Below are 16,125 nucleotides of genomic sequence, written 5' to 3'. Positions count from 1 at the left end.
AGCAAAGCTTTTTTACCCAGTTTTAAACATAAGTCTGATGTTCCGCCGATTCCAACGCCGATTACAGTCGGAGGGCATGGTTTTCCTTTTGCTTTTAGAACGGATTCGACAACAAATTCCTTAATTCCTTCAATTCCTTCAGCGGGTAAGGCCATTTTCATGGCGTTATTGTTCTCGGAACCAAATCCTTTAGGCAGGATGGTTATTTCAAGATAATCTACGTCAATCAGTTCTATGTCAATTGGAGGGATGTATTCTCCGATATTGATGTTTGTATTTTCACGGGTTAGTGGATCAACAATGTTCGGTCTGATTGGAATTTCTTTTGTGGCCTTTTCAATTCCCTCTTCAATGCCTTCTCTTAAATTTTCAACTTCAACATTGCCCAATTTTACAAAAATGACTGGCAAACCTGTATCTTGGCACATTGGAATGCCTTTTTCTTCAGCAAGTTCAATATTTTTTAATATAGCTTCAATATTTAAGATTGCCAGCTCATGTTCTTCTATTTTAAGAGCGTCTTCAAGTGATTTTTTTACATCATCACCAAGAACAATGACGGCCTGCTTGTAAAGCTCATAAACAGTATCTCTAATAGTTTCTTTAGTAATCAAAATAATAACCTTTTCAAATTTAATTAATTATTATTATGATTTTGAAATATAATAAATATTTTTAAAAATAGTCAGTGAATTTCAATAATTCCGATAGGGCAGACATCAATGCAGTCAAGACATTTATCGCATTTTGAATAATCGAGGGTAATTGCCCCTCCAAGTATCTTGAATGCATTATTCTTGCAGACTTTCATACATGGCGCATCTGATGGTTGGCAGTTCATACAAAATAAAGTTGGAGTGTCAACATTTGGTGTTTGTTGACAACTTCCGCAGGTTGTACAATTTGTACAATTTCCTGTATTAAACATAATTTTTTTATTCGTCTAAAACAAGTCTTGCTCTTGCTTGACTTGTTAAAACATGGACAATTCCGCCTTTTTTACTGTCAGGTTCATATAATCCTGCCATTTTAGCCAAGAATTTTTCTTGGTTTTTGGCTCTGATTTTTTCAGGATCAGCAACAGTAATAGCTCTTTTGGTACATGCTTTTATACATGCAGGTCCTTCTTCTCTATCAGCACAGAGGTCACATTTTTCAGCGACTTTTGATTGGAAAGTCATTGCACCAAACGGACAAACCATTACACATAATCCGCAGCCGATACATTTCTCGGTATCGACACCTTCATCGGTAATCGCTTCTGTCGGACAGATTTTTATACATGGTGCACTTTCACAATGTTGACATACAATGGAATAAAAGGAAGAGTCATGTTCTATTATTTTTATTCTATTAGCATTATGGACTGATGCACACATGCTTTCACAGTTGAGGCATCCATCACATAAACTGCTATTTACAACAATACTTTCCATTGTTTTCCTCCTTATAATCCTAATTCTTTACACTCTGCATCGACATATTTTTGGATTTTTTCAATGTGTTCTTCATCTAAGTGTTTGAATCTTTTTTGTGTTGACAGATAATCTTTTACAGGTCTTCTTTCTTCAGGCCTGAAAGTAATTTCGAAGTTACCGTGGTCGATTTCATACAAAATCCATGAACCGGTTTCAACAGCTAATCTACCCATTTCAATTGTTTTTTCTGAAGGGAATCCCCAACCAGTTGTACATGGTTGTTGCAAGTGAATGTATGCAGGTCCTTTGGTTTCTGCAGCTTTTTTCACTTTTTTGACATAGTCTTCAGGATATGCAATTGATGCGGTAGCCACATATGGAATTCCGTGAGCTGCCATAATCATAGGCATGTTTTTCTTAGGTTTGTCTTCTCCGAAACTTGCGGTTCCTTTAGGTGAAGTTGTGGTACTTGCACCATATGGAGTAGCTCCACTTCTTTGAATACCTGTGTTCATGTATGCTTCATTGTCGTAACAAATGTAGAGCATGTTGTGTCCTCTTTCCATAGCTCCAGATAATGATTGTAAACCGATATCTACAGTTCCTCCGTCACCACCGAAAGCAACAACATTAACATCATCCTTTCCTTGAATTCTTAATGCACTTTCCACACCGGATGCTACAGCACCTGAGTTTTCAAATGCTACATGTATGAATGGAACTTCCCATGAAGTTTCCGGGTATGGTGTAGTCATTACTTCAAGACAACCGGTAGCAGAAATAGCTACAGTGTTTTTGCCTAAAGCATTAAGAGCTAATTTAACAGCAATTGATGCTCCACATCCGGCACAGCCTCTGTGTCCCGGTGCTAATAAATCTTTATCAGGTATATCCATATCTATTCCTCCTTAAGTCCAATCCAGGTGACGTCGTTTTCTGGCGCTTTGGTTTTTTCGTATGCTTCCAGGATTGCTTCAGGTGTAATGTCTCTTCCACCTAAACCTGCAATAAATCCGTAAATTTCTTTATCAATTTTTACTTTCATATCAGCATAAAGTGCTCCACCAATTCCAAATGAGAAGTTTTTATCAATAACAGCTATTTTTTCACAGTTTTTAACAGCTTCGTTAATGGCTTCGGTAGGGAATGGTCTGTAAGCTCTGATTTTAAGTAAACCTACTTTTTCACCTTTTTCTCTTAATTGGTCTACCATTACTCTGAGTGTACTGCATAGTGAACCCATTGCAACAAATATTATGTCGGCATCTTCGGTTTTGTACGGTTCAACAAGACCATATTTTCTTCCAAAGATTTCTGCAAATTCATCGCATGTTTTTTGGATTACTTCCATGGATTTTGTCATTGCAACATCCATGTCATGTCTTGCTTCTGTGTAGTAATTCGGATCTGCGAAGTTACCGATTGACATTGGTTCGTTTGGATCAAGAAATGCATGTTCTGGTACATATGGAGGTAAAAACTTGTCTACACTTTCTTGATCTGGAATTTCAACAGGTTCTACTGTGTGGGTTAAAATAAATCCGTCCAAACATACCATTGATGGAAGTAAAATGTCTGGATTTTCAGAAACTTTATATGCCATTAAAGTTGTATCTAATGCTTCCTGTGCATTTTCAACATAAATTTGCAACCATCCTGCATCTCTTTGTGCAATTGAATCTTGTTGATCGTTCCAAATGTTTAATGGTGCAGAAATTGCTCTGTTGGCGTCTGCTAAAACAATAGGCACCCTCATACCTGCTGCAGCATATAAAATTTCATGCATTAACATTAATCCTTGTGAAGATGTTGCTGTAAATACTCTTACTCCAGCACCACTAGCTCCAACAGCAGCACTGATAGCACTGTGTTCAGATTCTACTTTAACATATTTAGCATCAATTTTTTCATCAGCAACGTATTGTGCTAAGTATTCAGAAATTGTAGTTTGTGGAGTAATTGGATAAACAGGAATAACTTGTGGTTTAGCTAATCTTACAGCTTCTGCAACTGCTTTATTTGAGGTCATTACTTCTTTTACCATTTAATCACTCTCTTTATTCTTTTACCATTTCGATTGCATCGGAAGGACATTCGTTTGCACAAATTCCGCATCCTTTACAGTAATCGTAATCTATATCGTGTTGTTTGTTTACGCTGGAATCTGGACAAAATATTATGCAATTGTCGCAATCAATACATTTTTCTTTATCTAAAATAGGTTTAAATGTTCTCCAACTTCCAGTTTTGTTATTTCTACTATTACCTGGGGTTTTAATTACACATCCTATACTTACCATAATATTCACCCTCTTATCCCATATCATAAGCTTTTTTAGTAGCTTCTACATTTAGCTCTCCGATTTTGCCAGGGAATGTTTCCTTAATCACTTCTAAAAGTGAATCAATACTTACCGCTTGGGTTTTCTTAGCGAAATATCCTAAAATAATAGTATTTACAATGTTTCTGCCTAACATGTCTAATGCAATTCCAGTAGCGTCAATACTGTAGACTTCATGTTCTCCACTGCCTTCAAAGTCAGTGGTGTTGATTGTTACTTCAGTATTGTCTTTGATTCCTGAAAATACATCTACTACATTCAATAATCCGTCATCTAACACTAATACGTAGTCTGGATTATATACTTGATATCTTAAGTCAATTGGCTTATCATCAATTCTTGTGAAAGCCATAACCGGAGCTCCTCTACGTTCAACTCCAAAAAATGGAAAAGCCTGGGAATAATTGCCGTCTTTGAATGCTGCTTTTGCTAAGATTTCAGCAGCTGTTACAGCACCTTGTCCGCCTCTTCCATGAAAACGAATTTCGATCATTAATTTTTCCTCCATATATTTATCATGTATAATCATTATAAATTACAAAATATATAAATTTTATGTTAAATTTTTATTTTTGAATTATTTTGTTTAAAGTTTTTTGTTTTAATCTTTTATTTTTTCTTTATTTTTCTAATAACTCTTTCAACATTTTATTTATTTTTTTATACAGTTTTTACATCACTTTTTTAATAAAATAACAATTTTTAAGCAAATAATATTTTTCAAAAGATTAAATAATATTGACATTAATATAATAATATTGTAAAAAATTTGGTTGGGAAGTTTTATGAAAGTTCTAATAATTACAGGGGAATTGGCTTATCCTTTAATAAAAGAAGTGGTTGCAGATGTAAAAGATGATGTTATTGTTCACATTGCCGACAATACTCAGGTGGCTGCATTCTTAACACCTAGACAAATTATTAAGGAAATCAAAAATTGTTTTTCTAATCAACTTGATGAAATTGACATGATTCTGGTTCCTGGCTTAATCAAAAAGGGCACCAAAGAAATTACAAAAGAACTGGGAATTCCAACTTTTAAGGGGTCTACAGATGGTGCAGACCTTGCAATGGTTCTTAATTTGGTTGGAAATATTGATCTATCAGAAGATAAGCCTGCAGATAAATTAATTGAGGAAGAAAAACGTAAAGAAGCATTCAAATTCATAGAAGAATTTGAAAACGATAAGGAAAATATAGAAAAACTTCTTGAAAAGCCAAATAATATTTTAATTAGAAATCTCCCTGTAGGTGAAGATTTCCCAATGAGGGTCCTTTCGGAAATTGCAAATGCCCCTTTCCTGTCAAAGGAGGCATTGATTAACAAATGCCAGTATTTCGTTGATTCCGGTGCCGACATGATTGATATAGGTATGGCGGCAGGTGAGGACTTCTCGGACAAGATTCCTGAACTGATTGAAACATTAAGGCCGATTGTTGGCGACAGGCCATTGAGCATAGATACATTGAACGCCAAAGAAATTGAAGTTGCTGCCGAATGCGGAATTGATTTTGTTTTAAGTCTGGACTTGGGTAACAATTCCGAAGTTAAGGACATTCTGATTGAAAAGAACATTCCTGCGGTTTTGCTTCCAACCAATTTTTCCCAAGGCAAATCACCTAAATCTCCGGCCGAAAGAGTTGAATCAATGCATCAGCTGATAAAGGATACGGAAGGATTGAAATATGTTGCGGATTTGATTTTGGACCCTGTAAACAGTTCCAGTATTGTCGAGTCAATCATCGCATGCCATGAATTCCACAAGCAAAACCCTGCGCCGATGTTTTTTGGTGTAGGTAATGTCACCGAGCTTATGGATGCCGATTCAGGGGGAGTAAATGTTCTTCTGGCGGGAATCGGTATGGAACTTGGTGTAAGTATATTATTTACTCCTGAAGAGAGCGGTAAAACAAGGGGCAGTGTTTATGAGTTGTCCACCGCATCCAAGATGATGTTTTTGGCAAAGCATAGAAAATCAATTCCGAAGGATTTGGGAATCAATCTTGTTGCCTTTAAGGATAAGCATAAAAGAAACGACATCATTGAAAATGAATTGGACGGCGTTCCTGAAACCAGACGTGAAAAACCGTTGAAGTTTATCAGGGATAAGGCCGGAAGTTTCAGAATCAACGTTGATTATGGAACCACTGTAAAGGACAGCAGAATTATAGCCACTCATTTCAAGAAAAACAAAGCGGATCTGGTTATAGTAGGTCAGTCTGCAAAAGAAGTATACGAAGAAATAATAATAAAAGATTTGGTATCCAGAATGGAACATGCTGCCTATTTGGGTTCTGAACTTCAAAAGGCAGAAATTGCCATGATTACCGGAAAAGAATATGTTCAGGATTTTGAATTGTTCAAAAATCCTGATGAATTTAAAAATTAGTTCTAATCAAAATCTCCGCTGTCAACAGCGCTTTCATCCTGTCCGGCTTGAGAGTCTGATCCTGATTCAACATTACTATCAGAAGCTGTGTCCTGACTTGTGGATTGCGTACTTTGGTCACTGGCTCCACCATTGCCACTATCACTAACACCGCTGCCGTCGCTGCTGCTTGTGTCTGTTCCAGGTGCGACTGCTCCAGTATCGCGAACTGAACTGTTAGTTGAATTTATGGTTGTATGGTTTGAAGGTGTAACGTTTGTCACATCATTACTTTTATTGAATGAAAGTCCAACACCAGTTACAACAATGTATGCTCCAATAGAAAGAACAATAATGATTAGTAATATTATAATTATCGCATTGTCTCTATCCATGAATTTTTTCCTCCTTCAATATAGTATATTTTAATTAATAGTTAATATATATTTAATTATACTACATAAAACTTATATTATTTCACGATATATTTATTTTAATAATGGATTATATGGAAGGTTAAAAACTTGCAAACTGAAAATATTACTATTAAGGACATTGACAAATTACTTTTAAATGCAGAATATGTTTCAAATAATGAGATATCAACAACTGTATATCTGTCACTGTTTCTGGGAAGGCCAATGCTTATTGAAGGGCCTCCAGGTGTTGGAAAAACAGAACTTGCAAAGGTAATTGCCAAATCATTCGAAAGAGACTTCTTCAGGATACAGTGTTATGAAGGAATAACATTTGAACAGATTGTCGGCGAATGGAATTATCAAAAGCAGTTGCTGCATCTTGAAGCTGCAAAAAACGATTCAAACAATGAAAGCAAAATTTTTGCCGAAGAATTTTTCATAAGAAGGCCTTTGCTTAATGCATTTTTAAATGAAAACAATTCTGTACTTTTAATAGATGAAATTGATAAGGCTGACGAAGAGGTTGAAAGTTTCCTGCTTCAGGCATTGGGAGAGAAGGAAATCACCATCAACGATTTGGGGACATTCCAACTTCAGAACGATTTGATTGTTATTTTAACTTCAAACTCACAAAGGTCATTGCTTGATGAAACCAAGGACAGATGCTTGTTTTTATATATTCCATACCCGTCAGTTGAAAGGGAAATTGAAATTGTCAAATCAAGGATACCTGAAGCCGATGAGGAAGTCGTTTCAACTGTTGTCAAGCTGGTTCATGATATACGTAATCTCAATCTCATGAAAAAGCCTTCCGTAAGGGGAACCATAGACTGGGTTCGTTCAGTCACTAATCTCGGAACCAAAAACATGGATGAATCACTTGAAAACAGTATTGGTGTTGCCATCAAAAATGAAAGTGATAAAAAAAGAGTCGTCAAGGATGTTTTAAGCAAAAGATAATATGATAAATAAAATTGCAAATTTATCAGCCCAGCTAAGGCAGGAAGGTCTGCCGGTAAGCATACGAAGCACTCAGGCGGCTGTTAAAATTCATATGGAATTGGGCGAAGCAGACAGGCAGCTTTTAAAAACTGCATTAATGGCAGTTTATGTAAAGGACAAGTATGACATTCCTAAATTCAATAAAGTTTTTGAAAAGATATTCAAAATTGAAATGGAACCTAAAAAAGCTCAAGAACTAAATAAGGGAACTGCTTACAGGGGAAAAGGTCCAAAATCCAATAAGTATATTATTAAAAAACAGAACAATGCCTATCAAAAGGTCAGAAAAGAAAAAATCAACAACGAAAAGTTAAAAATGTTGTCAGGTCAGCCCCTTTTGGAGGAAGTCAAGAAGCTTGAAAGGGATGGCGAATTGATGAACAAGGATTTGACCAAATTGAACAGGTTTGATCCGAGAATGCTTGAAATATGTCAGAGACTTGGAAAAAGAATAGCCAATAAACGTTCCAGAAGAAAAGTCAAATCAAGCTCAAATAAGATAGACATGAGAAGAACCATCCGTGCAAACATGAAATACGGAGGAGTCCCTCTGGAGCTTGTCCGGGCAAAGCCAAGGCCGCACAAGAACGAACACCTGTTTCTGAATGACATAAGCGGGTCATGCGAATGGATCAGCAGCTGGTTTTTCATGTTAATGTTTTCAGCCCAGACAGCATTTAAAAAATCAAGAACTTTCGAATTTGACAATAAGGTAATTGAAACCACACAGGCCCTAAAAGAGGAATATCTCATAGATTCATTCATTAAAGTCAAGGACATGCGGATAAAGAATATGATGGTTCACGGAACTTCAGACATGTATTCCGCATTTACAAAGTTCCAGAACATGGCCCATATAAACAACAAGTCATACGTAATTATTCTGTCTGACTGCAGAGACTGGGCAGGACCTAAGGTAAAAGGAGTCCCTGCCAGCGTGGAAGTAGTTGAAGAAATGGTGAGGGACGCTAAAAAGGTAATCATATTGAATCCTGAAGACAGGAACAAATGGGATGTTGTGGACAGCTGTGTTTCGTTATATAGGGAGGCTGGAGCACAGGTATTTGAAGTTAATACCCTTAATCAATTAGCGCAATTTGTAGAACAGATGTAGGTAGTAAATATGCAATGCAGTAAATGTGGTAATCCTAAAGTAATTTATAAAAGAGAGCAATCCGGCCAGATATTGTGCAAGGACTGTTTTATAGAATCAATAGAAAAGAAAGCCATCAGAACAATCAAAAAGGAAAAGTTACTTGACAAAGGCGATAAGGTTCTGGTTGCGCTTTCAGGCGGAAAGGACAGCGTAACCACATTGGAAATATTGGACAGTTTCAGGCAACGCAACATTATAGACATATGCGCAGTAACTGTAGACGAGGGAATAGCCAACTACAGGCAGGACGGAGTTGATATAGCTATTCGCCATGCCGAAAGATTGGGTATCGAGCATAGGGTGGTTTCACTCAAGGAGGAATACGGAATTACTTTAGATGAAATCATGCAAAGGGAAAATCATAAAGGCTCCTGCACATACTGCGGTGTGTTTCGAAGAACAATCATCAACAAAGCGGCACGTGAAATGAAAGCCACCAAAATTGCAACAGGACACAATCTTGATGATGAAGTGCAGGGAATCATGATGAACTATCTTGAGGGAAACACTGACAACTTGACCAAATTGGGTCCGAAATCAGAATCCAAGGCAGAAGAGTTCACAACCAAAATCAAGCCATTAAGGGAAATTCCCGAACGTGAAATTGGACTTTACGTCGTTGCAAAGGAATTGGAAGTTCACTTTGACAGCTGTCCGTATGCAATGCAGTCATTCAGGGGAGAGGTTTCGGAAGCCATCAACCAGCTTGCCGAAAAACACCCTACAATCAAATATTCAACATTAAGAGGATATGATAAAATAAAAAACATACTGAAAAATGAACTTAAAAAGGATTATTCACATGGAAGATGCAGAAGATGCGGCGAACCTGCCTCAAATGAATTATGTAAGGCATGTTCATTTTTGGAAGAATTAGGATTGTGATAACATGAAATTTACTTTGAAATACAAACAGATAAATGAAGAAAGAGAAATTCCTGATGAAAATTACTCCATTAAAGATTTACTTGATGATTTGGAACTGTCCGCTCAAACAATCGTATCCAAGCAAAACGGCGAACTTGTCATTGAAGATACGGTAATTGAAGACGGTGATGAGATACAATTAGTTCAAATTATTTATGGTGGTTAAGTGAAAATAAGTTATGAATGCGGACCATGTTTTTTAAGACAGGCCAGGGAAGCACTGGATTTATCAACAGATGATGAAGCGCTTAAAATGGAAGTCATAGGAGATATTTTCAAATTTCTTTCTGAAAATTTTACCCAGGGCACCAATTCGAACAGTACCGGTTCTGCAATGCATACATTAATCAAGCAAAAGACAGGCTGTACAGATCCATATTATGCGGAAAAAATAGAAAGCAACAGGCTGGCCCTGAAATATTTGGATGATGTTAAAAAGATATTGGATGAGGATGACAGCTTAGAAAATTATGTGAAAATAGCTATTATAGGCAATATTCTTGATTTCGGAGCATTTACTTTGGATGATGATATTGAAAGCGTAATAAAGGATTCCCTCAAAAAGGATTTGGCTGTCAAGGACATCGATGAATTTGAAAATTCCCTTAAAACCCAGGATAAGGTACTGTATCTGGTGGACAACACCGGCGAGATAGTATTTGATAAGCTATTGCTTGGAAAAATAAAAGAATATGGTTTGGAAATTACAATTGCGGTTAAATCAGAGCCAATATTAAATGACGCATGCATGAAGGAAGCATTGGATGCCAGTTTGGATGAATTCGGAGAAATTGTTGAAATCGGTGCCGGAACTGTGGGTTATGTGGACAGCGAAATCTCAGATGAATTTAGGGAGATATTCAACAGTCATGAATTCATAATCTCAAAAGGTATGGGCAATTATGAGGGGCTAACAGAAATTGATTTATCAGATAAGGATATCTACTTTATGTTGTGTGCAAAATGCAATACAATTTCATGGGATATCGGTGTTAATTTACATGACATGCTTCTTTTCAAAAAATAATTCACTGTGATTTTATGATAATAGGTTTTATTGGTTTTGGAAAGGTTTCCAAAACCCTTTTCAATTTATTGGATTCTGAAGATATTGTATGCATCACTTCACCCGAGCAGAGGTCGGATAAGACTATTGAAAGCATTAATGAGTCCGGCATTGAGGTTTTTGAATCCATAAAGGAAGTTGCAGCCGCATCTGATATTCTGATTTCGGCAACATCCCCTAAGTCAGCTTTGGACGTTGCCAGAAAATACGGCAAGTATTGCAGGGGAATTTATTTGGATTTGAATAATATTTCTCCGGATACCACTAATGAAATAAGCTCTCACATTGATAATCTGGTAGATGGGGCAATCATCGGCAAAATAGATTCAGACAATCCTATCTTATACATTTCCGGTGAAAATGCTGACGATTTACTATTTTTAAATGATTTCATCAAAACAAAAAAAATAAGCAGTAACGTCGGCGATGTGGCCACTTTAAAGATGCTTAGAAGCAGCTATACAAAAACCCTTTCAGCACTTTTGATTGAATCAAGTGAAATCGCCCAAAAACATGGTCTGGAAGAGGAATTCTTTGACATACTGACATTAACAGAAGGGGAAGATTTCACTCAAAAATCCCTTTCAAGAATTGACAATACACTGGCAAATTCCCAAAGAAAATGTGAGGAACTGGAAGAAATAATTAACTGCTTCAGAGATTGCAATTTGATAATGGTCAGGGCGGCACTTGAAAAACTCAACCGATAACCACTTCAACCTTAAAACCCTTTTTAGCTTTTTTTATGCTGCCGGTAACTGGAATAAAATGAGAATCCATAATATATCTTAAGTAAGTGACTTCAACCGCCGGAAGCCTTAGGTTTGTTTTGATCTTTTTGCCTTCACTTTTAAACTGAACAGAAATTTTGCCGTTTTTATCGACATATAAATCGGTAGCTATTCCCTCTTTTGTAATCTTTGTTTCGAATTTGGTTAAATTAAGGCCGGCCTCCAATCTCAAAGGCGCATCTACATTGATGTTTTGGCTTCTGAATTTTTCATTTGCCTGGCGGGCACTCACGCCCTTTTCACCTTCGCTTGCAACATACCATGCCCTGTCAATAACCCTTTGGACCTTCTGATTATCAGGTATGACACCCTGAGATTCGTAGCTTTTCATCAAATCCATGACCTCTTTTTTGGTGACTTCCATTTCAATTGCACTGATGGCAAGTCTTGTCATTACCGGTCCGTAATCTGATCTTCTAAAGACGGCCCAAATTGATTCGGGGTCTCTGTAAACCCTTCTTTTGATTATTTCATTAATTGTATTTCCATTGAGATAAGCTATTTTTTCAAGGTTTCCCCGGGAGTACGTATTCATTCTTTTGTAAATGTCACTCCAGTTTCTCTCTCCAGGGACTCTGCCGGCATTAATTTCGCGCTGCAGGATTTCAACAGTGGTTTCCGGAAGCAATTCTGCAATCTCGTCAGTGATTATCATGTCATTGTCAATTATTGACTGTCTGATTAGTCTGCCAGAATATTTGTCCTTATTGAATTCCTTCACGACATGATAGTCAAGTTTGGACCCGAGAAATTCATTTATGGCATACCATCTGATTTCATTCCTGTTTGTGTATGATTTCGGCATCCCCACAAAGTTTCCTTCATCAATGAACGGCTGTGCTTTTTTTCTGATTTCATCAAGTGAAATGCTTGCGGAAGTTATATAATCTGTCACTCCGTCATCTATCATCTGTTTTAGTCTGATTGGAACGCTGTATGACAGGACTAATCTGTGATGAAGTCCTTCAAATGATTTTACATCATCTGCTCCCAGAGCCAGTGCCATTTCACGGCGGGCTTCAAAATTCACAAAAAAAGGAGCGTGATTTGCACTGAAACCTTTATTTAAATAAACAACTAATTTTTTATCTTCCTTATCAGCAAGTCTGCGAGCTTCGCTGATTAATTTTGCATGACCTTTATGAACGGGGTCAAAATCTGCGCTAATTCCAATCAAGATAAACACCAAAAAAAGAAATTAAGGATAGTTTAACCATCCATTAATTTTAAAATACCACTAATAATTAACCATAATCCGATTAATGTTCCGAGAATAATCGGATCTGCAACGTAAGTTCCAATAATAATATACAGTAAACCTAGTACGATACCTGCTATTCCAATATAAAATCCATATCTGGACTGGCGATTATTTACAAGGGAAACAAGTCCGACAACAATCAATGTTATTCCTGCAAGATAAAATGTTATCTGTGCTAAAACTCCGATTATGGAAACATTGAATATTAAACAGATACTCAGTATAAGCAACACGACTCCCAAAATCAAATCCAATATTGCTCCACTTTTATTATAGTCAATTATTGCAACTCCAACAACAAGCAGATAAATTGATATTAATAATAATGACAAACCGATTAATGCACCTGTTTTAATGAGTCCCATTACTGGAAATATGATAATTATCAATCCAAAAATTATGGCAAGTATGCTAATAAATTTAGTTTTCATTTTTTCCTCCTAATACTAATTAATATTTTTTAATATTTCAATATAATGGAATATGTTTTATCTCAACGGTAGAGTTATTCATGTCTGAATTGTTGACTTCAGCCAACCATTCGTTTTTGCATTCGCATTCATATTCTATTTTGCTTTGGGTTAGATTGTTGGCTATAATCATATGTTTCAAATCTTTGTTGCATTTTTTACAATTGTACGGGCCACGTCTTGAACCGAAACCTGATGTGTCCATAAGTGCAGGTATGTCAAGCTCATCTCTGACGGTATTTATTATTTCAATACATGACCAGATCCATGGCGGCTGATATGCTCCCTTTCTCCAAAAGCGCTCGATAACTGTTCCGCTATGTATTGTTGCAGGGCAAAATGAAAGTCTGTTTACTCCAATTGAATCACAGTATCTTGCGGTTTCTATGGCCTCTGTGATTGCTTGTGATTCAGACACTAGAATAGGTTTAACGAAGATATATGCTTTTGATTTCAGATTATATCCTTTATTTTCTTTTAAGTTTTGCATCAATCGGACTGCATCTTCAAAGTCCTGGCGTGTAAATCCCTTGTTGATTTTTTTAAGGCGGGTATAATCATTGGATGTTTCAAGACCGATACTCACTTCGAATAATGTGTCTCCAATTATTTCAAAAATCTCATCCAAAACTTCCTCTTTGACAGATTCAGGTCTGGACTCAACGATTATTTCTGTAACGTTGCCCAATTCCATTAATGTCCTTAATATTTCATCACGCGCATCCTTTGGAAGCTCATATGGATTTAAGAAACTTCCTGATGCAAACAGTTTTACAGAAATTTTATCCTCTTCGGATATTGGATGTCTTTGGAGGTGTTCATTAAAGATTCTTAGAATTGTTTCAGTATCGATTGGTTCTAATGTACAGTCTGAAACATAACTGCACATTGTGCATCCTCCGCTGTCTCCGAGTGCCCATGCACAGCCTGGTGTGGGTAGAATTATAAATAATGTTTTGGCAACGCCATCGTAAGTCAAATCATCATTATACCAGCTGGCTCCCACCTGTTCGGGGGTTTTCGGGTCTTTTCGATCAAATGCTCTTTGTCTAATGTCTTTTGTTAAATTTTCGATTTCCATTATAATACCTGCAATAATATAATTATAATATTATATTATTAGGATTTTTTTATAATTAAAATTGTTGTTGAAAAAATAGTATGTTAATAAGTTGTGTATAAAGGTTTAAAAAAATAAAAAAAAGAAAGAGTAAGCAAGTTTAGAAACTTGCAATTACGTCTCCTAATAATTTAATGGATTCTTCTACGTTTTTACCAACAGGGGAACCTGCTACGTATTGAGTTACACCCATTTCAGCTAAGCCTTCAATTTTTGGAATGAACTCATCAGGAGTACCACATACGGAGAATGCGTCGAGTGCTTCATCGGTTACAGCACCAATAGCTCCACCGAAGTCACCTTTAGCTAAGAAGTCACCCATTTGGGTGTTGAATCCGTCAGGTAATCCGTGTCTTTCTATAACTGGAGGTGGGGAACCTGCTGCAATAAATGCAACTACGATTTTAGCTGCGTTTTTAGCTGCGTCAGAGTCTGGTCCGATAGAGGTTGCTGTGTATGCACCAACATCGAATTCTTTGTCTCCAGCTTTTTCGAGACCTGCTTTGATCATAGGCATAGCTGCGTCGTAATCTTTAGGGTTGGATGCGTTAATTAATACACCATCTGCGATTTCTCCAGCGGTTTCTAACATTTTAGGTCCTTGTGCACCCATGTAAATAGGGATGTGTTCTTGGACAGCTTTTACTCCGCCTAATTGTGCTCCGCCTTCAGTTTTGTCTCCAGCTAATAAAGTATTAATGTCAGCGATTGCTGCTTTAATAGTGGATACAGGTTTGGTCCATTCGATTCCTAAAGCGTCGAAAGTAGCTTTGTCACCAGGTCCAATACCGAAGGTTGCTCTTCCTTCTGAGATTTCGTCAATGGTTGCGATTGCAGAAGCAGAGATTGCAGGACTTCTTACGTATGGGTTGGTTACACCAGGACCCATTTTAATGGTTTCAGTGTTAGCTGCAAGTAATGCTAAGGTTTCGTATACGTTTTTATTGTTGTAGTGGTCTGTGATCCATGCGTATTCAAAACCGACGTCTTCTGCTAATTTTACTAATTTTACAATTTCATCCAAAGGTTGATTTGGTACGAATTCTATACCGAACTTCATATTTTATCACCAATTAATATTTTAGTTAGCAATATATAAAGTAATTTTTATTTGAATTAGATAGAAAGTTTTAAATATGAATCATGTTTCGTGTTTCCATATGTTATAAAAAAATAACTAGTATTAAAAATTTTATTTTTTGTAATATTGGTATGTTTGGTATTTTACTTATGATTTTTCATAATAAATTTGTTTTACTTTATCTTAATTTGCAGATTTATTTCTAAAATTAAAAATTTTAAGCATATATTTTTCAATAAATAGAATTAATATTTGTTTTTATGTTATTATATTATATTTTGCAATGTTTTTTAATTGAATTTGTTACTCAAACTTGTCTATCTATTAGATGTGCTATGTGTTTTATGGCGTTGGTTTAAGTCATATTGTATTTACAATTCTGACTATGATGACTGCTTTTCCGCATGTAGCTATAATTTATCATGTTTATCGTATTAATTAAATTATTAATATCATGAATGTGCTTTTTGTGAGTACTTGAGTTTCTTCAAGTATGATGTAAGTTTTGTAGATGTGGTGAAATTTGATTATAGAATCTTTTATATCAAATTTAATTAGTGTATTACACTCGTCTATATTTTTTTAGTGTACTTCAAAAATAGTACTGTTATGTGTTCAATTCTGTTTGATCCTGGCAGATGCTACTGCTATTGGGATTCGATTAAGCCATGCAAGTCGAACGAGTTTAGGCTCGTGGCGTACG

Annotated in this window: 19 protein-coding genes and 1 rRNA gene (1 of these 20 only partly in view); 8 read left to right on the top strand and 12 right to left on the bottom strand. The window is 36.2% G+C overall.

Features of this window, described 5'->3' with window-relative positions:
* The 7 genes from QZN27_RS05200 to QZN27_RS05170 form a co-directional block, all read right to left on the bottom strand.
* On the bottom strand, positions 1-614 hold a 614-nt coding region (locus QZN27_RS05200), incomplete at its 3' end, for a fumarate hydratase (RefSeq protein WP_296784571.1).
* Between the two features lie 71 nt (positions 615-685).
* Positions 686-928 (bottom strand): 4Fe-4S binding protein, encoded by a 243-nt coding sequence (locus QZN27_RS05195; protein ID WP_295610771.1) that lies wholly within the window; start codon positions 926-928, stop codon positions 686-688.
* Positions 929-935: 7 nt separating this feature from the next.
* On the bottom strand, positions 936-1,436 hold the full coding sequence (locus tag QZN27_RS05190) for a 4Fe-4S dicluster domain-containing protein (RefSeq protein WP_295610769.1): 501 nt from the start codon (positions 1,434-1,436) through the stop codon (positions 936-938).
* A gap of 11 nt (positions 1,437-1,447) precedes the next feature.
* On the bottom strand, positions 1,448-2,314 hold the full coding sequence (gene porB / locus QZN27_RS05185; protein WP_295610768.1) for a pyruvate synthase subunit PorB: 867 nt from the start codon (positions 2,312-2,314) through the stop codon (positions 1,448-1,450).
* A gap of 2 nt (positions 2,315-2,316) precedes the next feature.
* The gene (porA, locus tag QZN27_RS05180) at positions 2,317-3,462 is read right to left on the bottom strand and encodes a pyruvate synthase subunit PorA (protein WP_295610766.1); all 1,146 of its coding nucleotides are present in this window, start codon (positions 3,460-3,462) and stop codon (positions 2,317-2,319) included.
* 13 nt (positions 3,463-3,475) lie between these two features.
* Entirely contained in the window at positions 3,476-3,718 is a 243-nt protein-coding gene (gene porD / locus QZN27_RS05175) for a pyruvate synthase subunit PorD (protein ID WP_292752555.1), read from the bottom strand.
* Between the two features lie 13 nt (positions 3,719-3,731).
* Positions 3,732-4,253 (bottom strand): pyruvate ferredoxin oxidoreductase subunit gamma, encoded by a 522-nt coding sequence (locus QZN27_RS05170; RefSeq protein WP_295610763.1) that lies wholly within the window; start codon positions 4,251-4,253, stop codon positions 3,732-3,734.
* 292 nt (positions 4,254-4,545) lie between these two features.
* Here QZN27_RS05170 and QZN27_RS05165 point away from each other — a divergent pair, with 292 nt between their 5' ends.
* Positions 4,546-6,150 (top strand): dihydropteroate synthase-like protein, encoded by a 1,605-nt coding sequence (locus QZN27_RS05165; protein ID WP_295610762.1) that lies wholly within the window; start codon positions 4,546-4,548, stop codon positions 6,148-6,150.
* A gap of 2 nt (positions 6,151-6,152) precedes the next feature.
* Here QZN27_RS05165 and QZN27_RS05160 read toward each other — a convergent pair whose 3' ends face one another.
* Positions 6,153-6,524, bottom strand: coding sequence for a hypothetical protein (locus tag QZN27_RS05160; protein ID WP_295610760.1), 372 nt, complete (start codon positions 6,522-6,524; stop codon positions 6,153-6,155).
* 129 nt (positions 6,525-6,653) lie between these two features.
* On the opposite strand from QZN27_RS05160, the gene QZN27_RS05155 reads away from it, so the two are divergent.
* Genes QZN27_RS05155 through QZN27_RS05130 form a run of 6 tightly spaced genes read left to right on the top strand, consistent with a single transcriptional unit; the run spans position 6,654 to position 11,409 of the window.
* Positions 6,654-7,508, top strand: a complete 855-nt coding sequence (locus QZN27_RS05155) for a MoxR family ATPase (RefSeq protein ID WP_295610758.1) — start codon at positions 6,654-6,656, stop codon at positions 7,506-7,508.
* Position 7,509: 1 nt separating this feature from the next.
* Entirely contained in the window at positions 7,510-8,664 is a 1,155-nt protein-coding gene (locus QZN27_RS05150; RefSeq protein WP_296784565.1) for a VWA domain-containing protein, read from the top strand.
* Between the two features lie 9 nt (positions 8,665-8,673).
* On the top strand, positions 8,674-9,591 hold the full coding sequence (locus tag QZN27_RS05145; protein ID WP_295610754.1) for a TIGR00269 family protein: 918 nt from the start codon (positions 8,674-8,676) through the stop codon (positions 9,589-9,591).
* A 4-nt stretch (positions 9,592-9,595) separates the two neighbouring features.
* Positions 9,596-9,799, top strand: coding sequence for a MoaD/ThiS family protein (locus QZN27_RS05140; protein ID WP_295610752.1), 204 nt, complete (start codon positions 9,596-9,598; stop codon positions 9,797-9,799).
* A complete protein-coding gene (locus tag QZN27_RS05135) occupies positions 9,800-10,660 on the top strand; it encodes a DUF89 domain-containing protein (RefSeq protein ID WP_296784562.1) in 861 nt (286 codons plus the stop codon). It abuts the gene before it with no gap.
* A 14-nt stretch (positions 10,661-10,674) separates the two neighbouring features.
* Positions 10,675-11,409, top strand: a complete 735-nt coding sequence (locus QZN27_RS05130) for an NAD(P)-dependent oxidoreductase (RefSeq protein ID WP_296784559.1) — start codon at positions 10,675-10,677, stop codon at positions 11,407-11,409.
* Here QZN27_RS05130 and QZN27_RS05125 read toward each other — a convergent pair.
* The 4 genes from QZN27_RS05125 to mer all read right to left on the bottom strand — a co-directional run bounded on the left by QZN27_RS05125 (position 11,399) and on the right by mer (position 15,401).
* A complete protein-coding gene (locus QZN27_RS05125) occupies positions 11,399-12,676 on the bottom strand; it encodes an adenylyltransferase/cytidyltransferase family protein (protein ID WP_296784557.1) in 1,278 nt (425 codons plus the stop codon). The genes QZN27_RS05130 and QZN27_RS05125 overlap by 11 nt on opposite strands.
* 23 nt (positions 12,677-12,699) lie before the next feature.
* Entirely contained in the window at positions 12,700-13,182 is a 483-nt protein-coding gene (locus QZN27_RS05120; RefSeq protein ID WP_296784555.1) for a DUF308 domain-containing protein, read from the bottom strand.
* 37 nt (positions 13,183-13,219) lie between these two features.
* On the bottom strand, positions 13,220-14,302 hold the full coding sequence (locus tag QZN27_RS05115) for an archaeosine biosynthesis radical SAM protein RaSEA (RefSeq protein WP_296784552.1): 1,083 nt from the start codon (positions 14,300-14,302) through the stop codon (positions 13,220-13,222).
* Positions 14,303-14,441: 139 nt separating this feature from the next.
* Complete coding sequence (gene mer, locus QZN27_RS05110; protein WP_296784550.1) at positions 14,442-15,401, bottom strand: 5,10-methylenetetrahydromethanopterin reductase; 960 nt, start codon at positions 15,399-15,401, stop codon at positions 14,442-14,444.
* 639 nt (positions 15,402-16,040) lie between these two features.
* On the opposite strand from mer, the gene QZN27_RS05105 reads away from it, so the two are divergent.
* Positions 16,041-16,125: ribosomal RNA gene (locus tag QZN27_RS05105) — 16S ribosomal RNA — on the top strand (its annotated part continues 1,215 nt past the right edge of the window); the annotation flags it as partial.

The organism is uncultured Methanobrevibacter sp. (assembly GCF_900316895.1).
Lineage (GTDB): Archaea > Methanobacteriota > Methanobacteria > Methanobacteriales > Methanobacteriaceae > Methanocatella.
Note: the sequence above shows the minus strand (reverse complement) of the source record. Positions and strands in the feature narration are given on the sequence as shown.

What these genes read in the sequence shown, in the direction of transcription:
- QZN27_RS05195 (WP_295610771.1), bottom strand. Translation starts at nt 928, where the DNA reads ATGTTTAATACAGGAAATTGTACAAATTGTACAACCTGCGGAAGTTGT.
- porD (WP_292752555.1), bottom strand. Translation starts at nt 3,718, where the DNA reads ATGGTAAGTATAGGATGTGTAATTAAAACCCCAGGTAATAGTAGAAAT.
- QZN27_RS05115 (WP_296784552.1), bottom strand. Translation starts at nt 14,302, where the DNA reads ATGGAAATCGAAAATTTAACAAAAGACATTAGACAAAGAGCATTTGAT.
- QZN27_RS05170 (WP_295610763.1), bottom strand. Translation starts at nt 4,253, where the DNA reads ATGATCGAAATTCGTTTTCATGGAAGAGGCGGACAAGGTGCTGTAACA.
- porB (WP_295610768.1), bottom strand. Translation starts at nt 2,314, where the DNA reads ATGGATATACCTGATAAAGATTTATTAGCACCGGGACACAGAGGCTGT.
- QZN27_RS05150 (WP_296784565.1), top strand. Translation starts at nt 7,510, where the DNA reads ATGATAAATAAAATTGCAAATTTATCAGCCCAGCTAAGGCAGGAAGGT.
- QZN27_RS05190 (WP_295610769.1), bottom strand. Translation starts at nt 1,436, where the DNA reads ATGGAAAGTATTGTTGTAAATAGCAGTTTATGTGATGGATGCCTCAAC.
- QZN27_RS05165 (WP_295610762.1), top strand. Translation starts at nt 4,546, where the DNA reads ATGAAAGTTCTAATAATTACAGGGGAATTGGCTTATCCTTTAATAAAA.
- QZN27_RS05160 (WP_295610760.1), bottom strand. Translation starts at nt 6,524, where the DNA reads ATGGATAGAGACAATGCGATAATTATAATATTACTAATCATTATTGTT.
- QZN27_RS05140 (WP_295610752.1), top strand. Translation starts at nt 9,596, where the DNA reads ATGAAATTTACTTTGAAATACAAACAGATAAATGAAGAAAGAGAAATT.
- QZN27_RS05145 (WP_295610754.1), top strand. Translation starts at nt 8,674, where the DNA reads ATGCAATGCAGTAAATGTGGTAATCCTAAAGTAATTTATAAAAGAGAG.
- mer (WP_296784550.1), bottom strand. Translation starts at nt 15,401, where the DNA reads ATGAAGTTCGGTATAGAATTCGTACCAAATCAACCTTTGGATGAAATT.
- porA (WP_295610766.1), bottom strand. Translation starts at nt 3,462, where the DNA reads ATGGTAAAAGAAGTAATGACCTCAAATAAAGCAGTTGCAGAAGCTGTA.
- QZN27_RS05130 (WP_296784559.1), top strand. Translation starts at nt 10,675, where the DNA reads ATGATAATAGGTTTTATTGGTTTTGGAAAGGTTTCCAAAACCCTTTTC.
- QZN27_RS05120 (WP_296784555.1), bottom strand. Translation starts at nt 13,182, where the DNA reads ATGAAAACTAAATTTATTAGCATACTTGCCATAATTTTTGGATTGATA.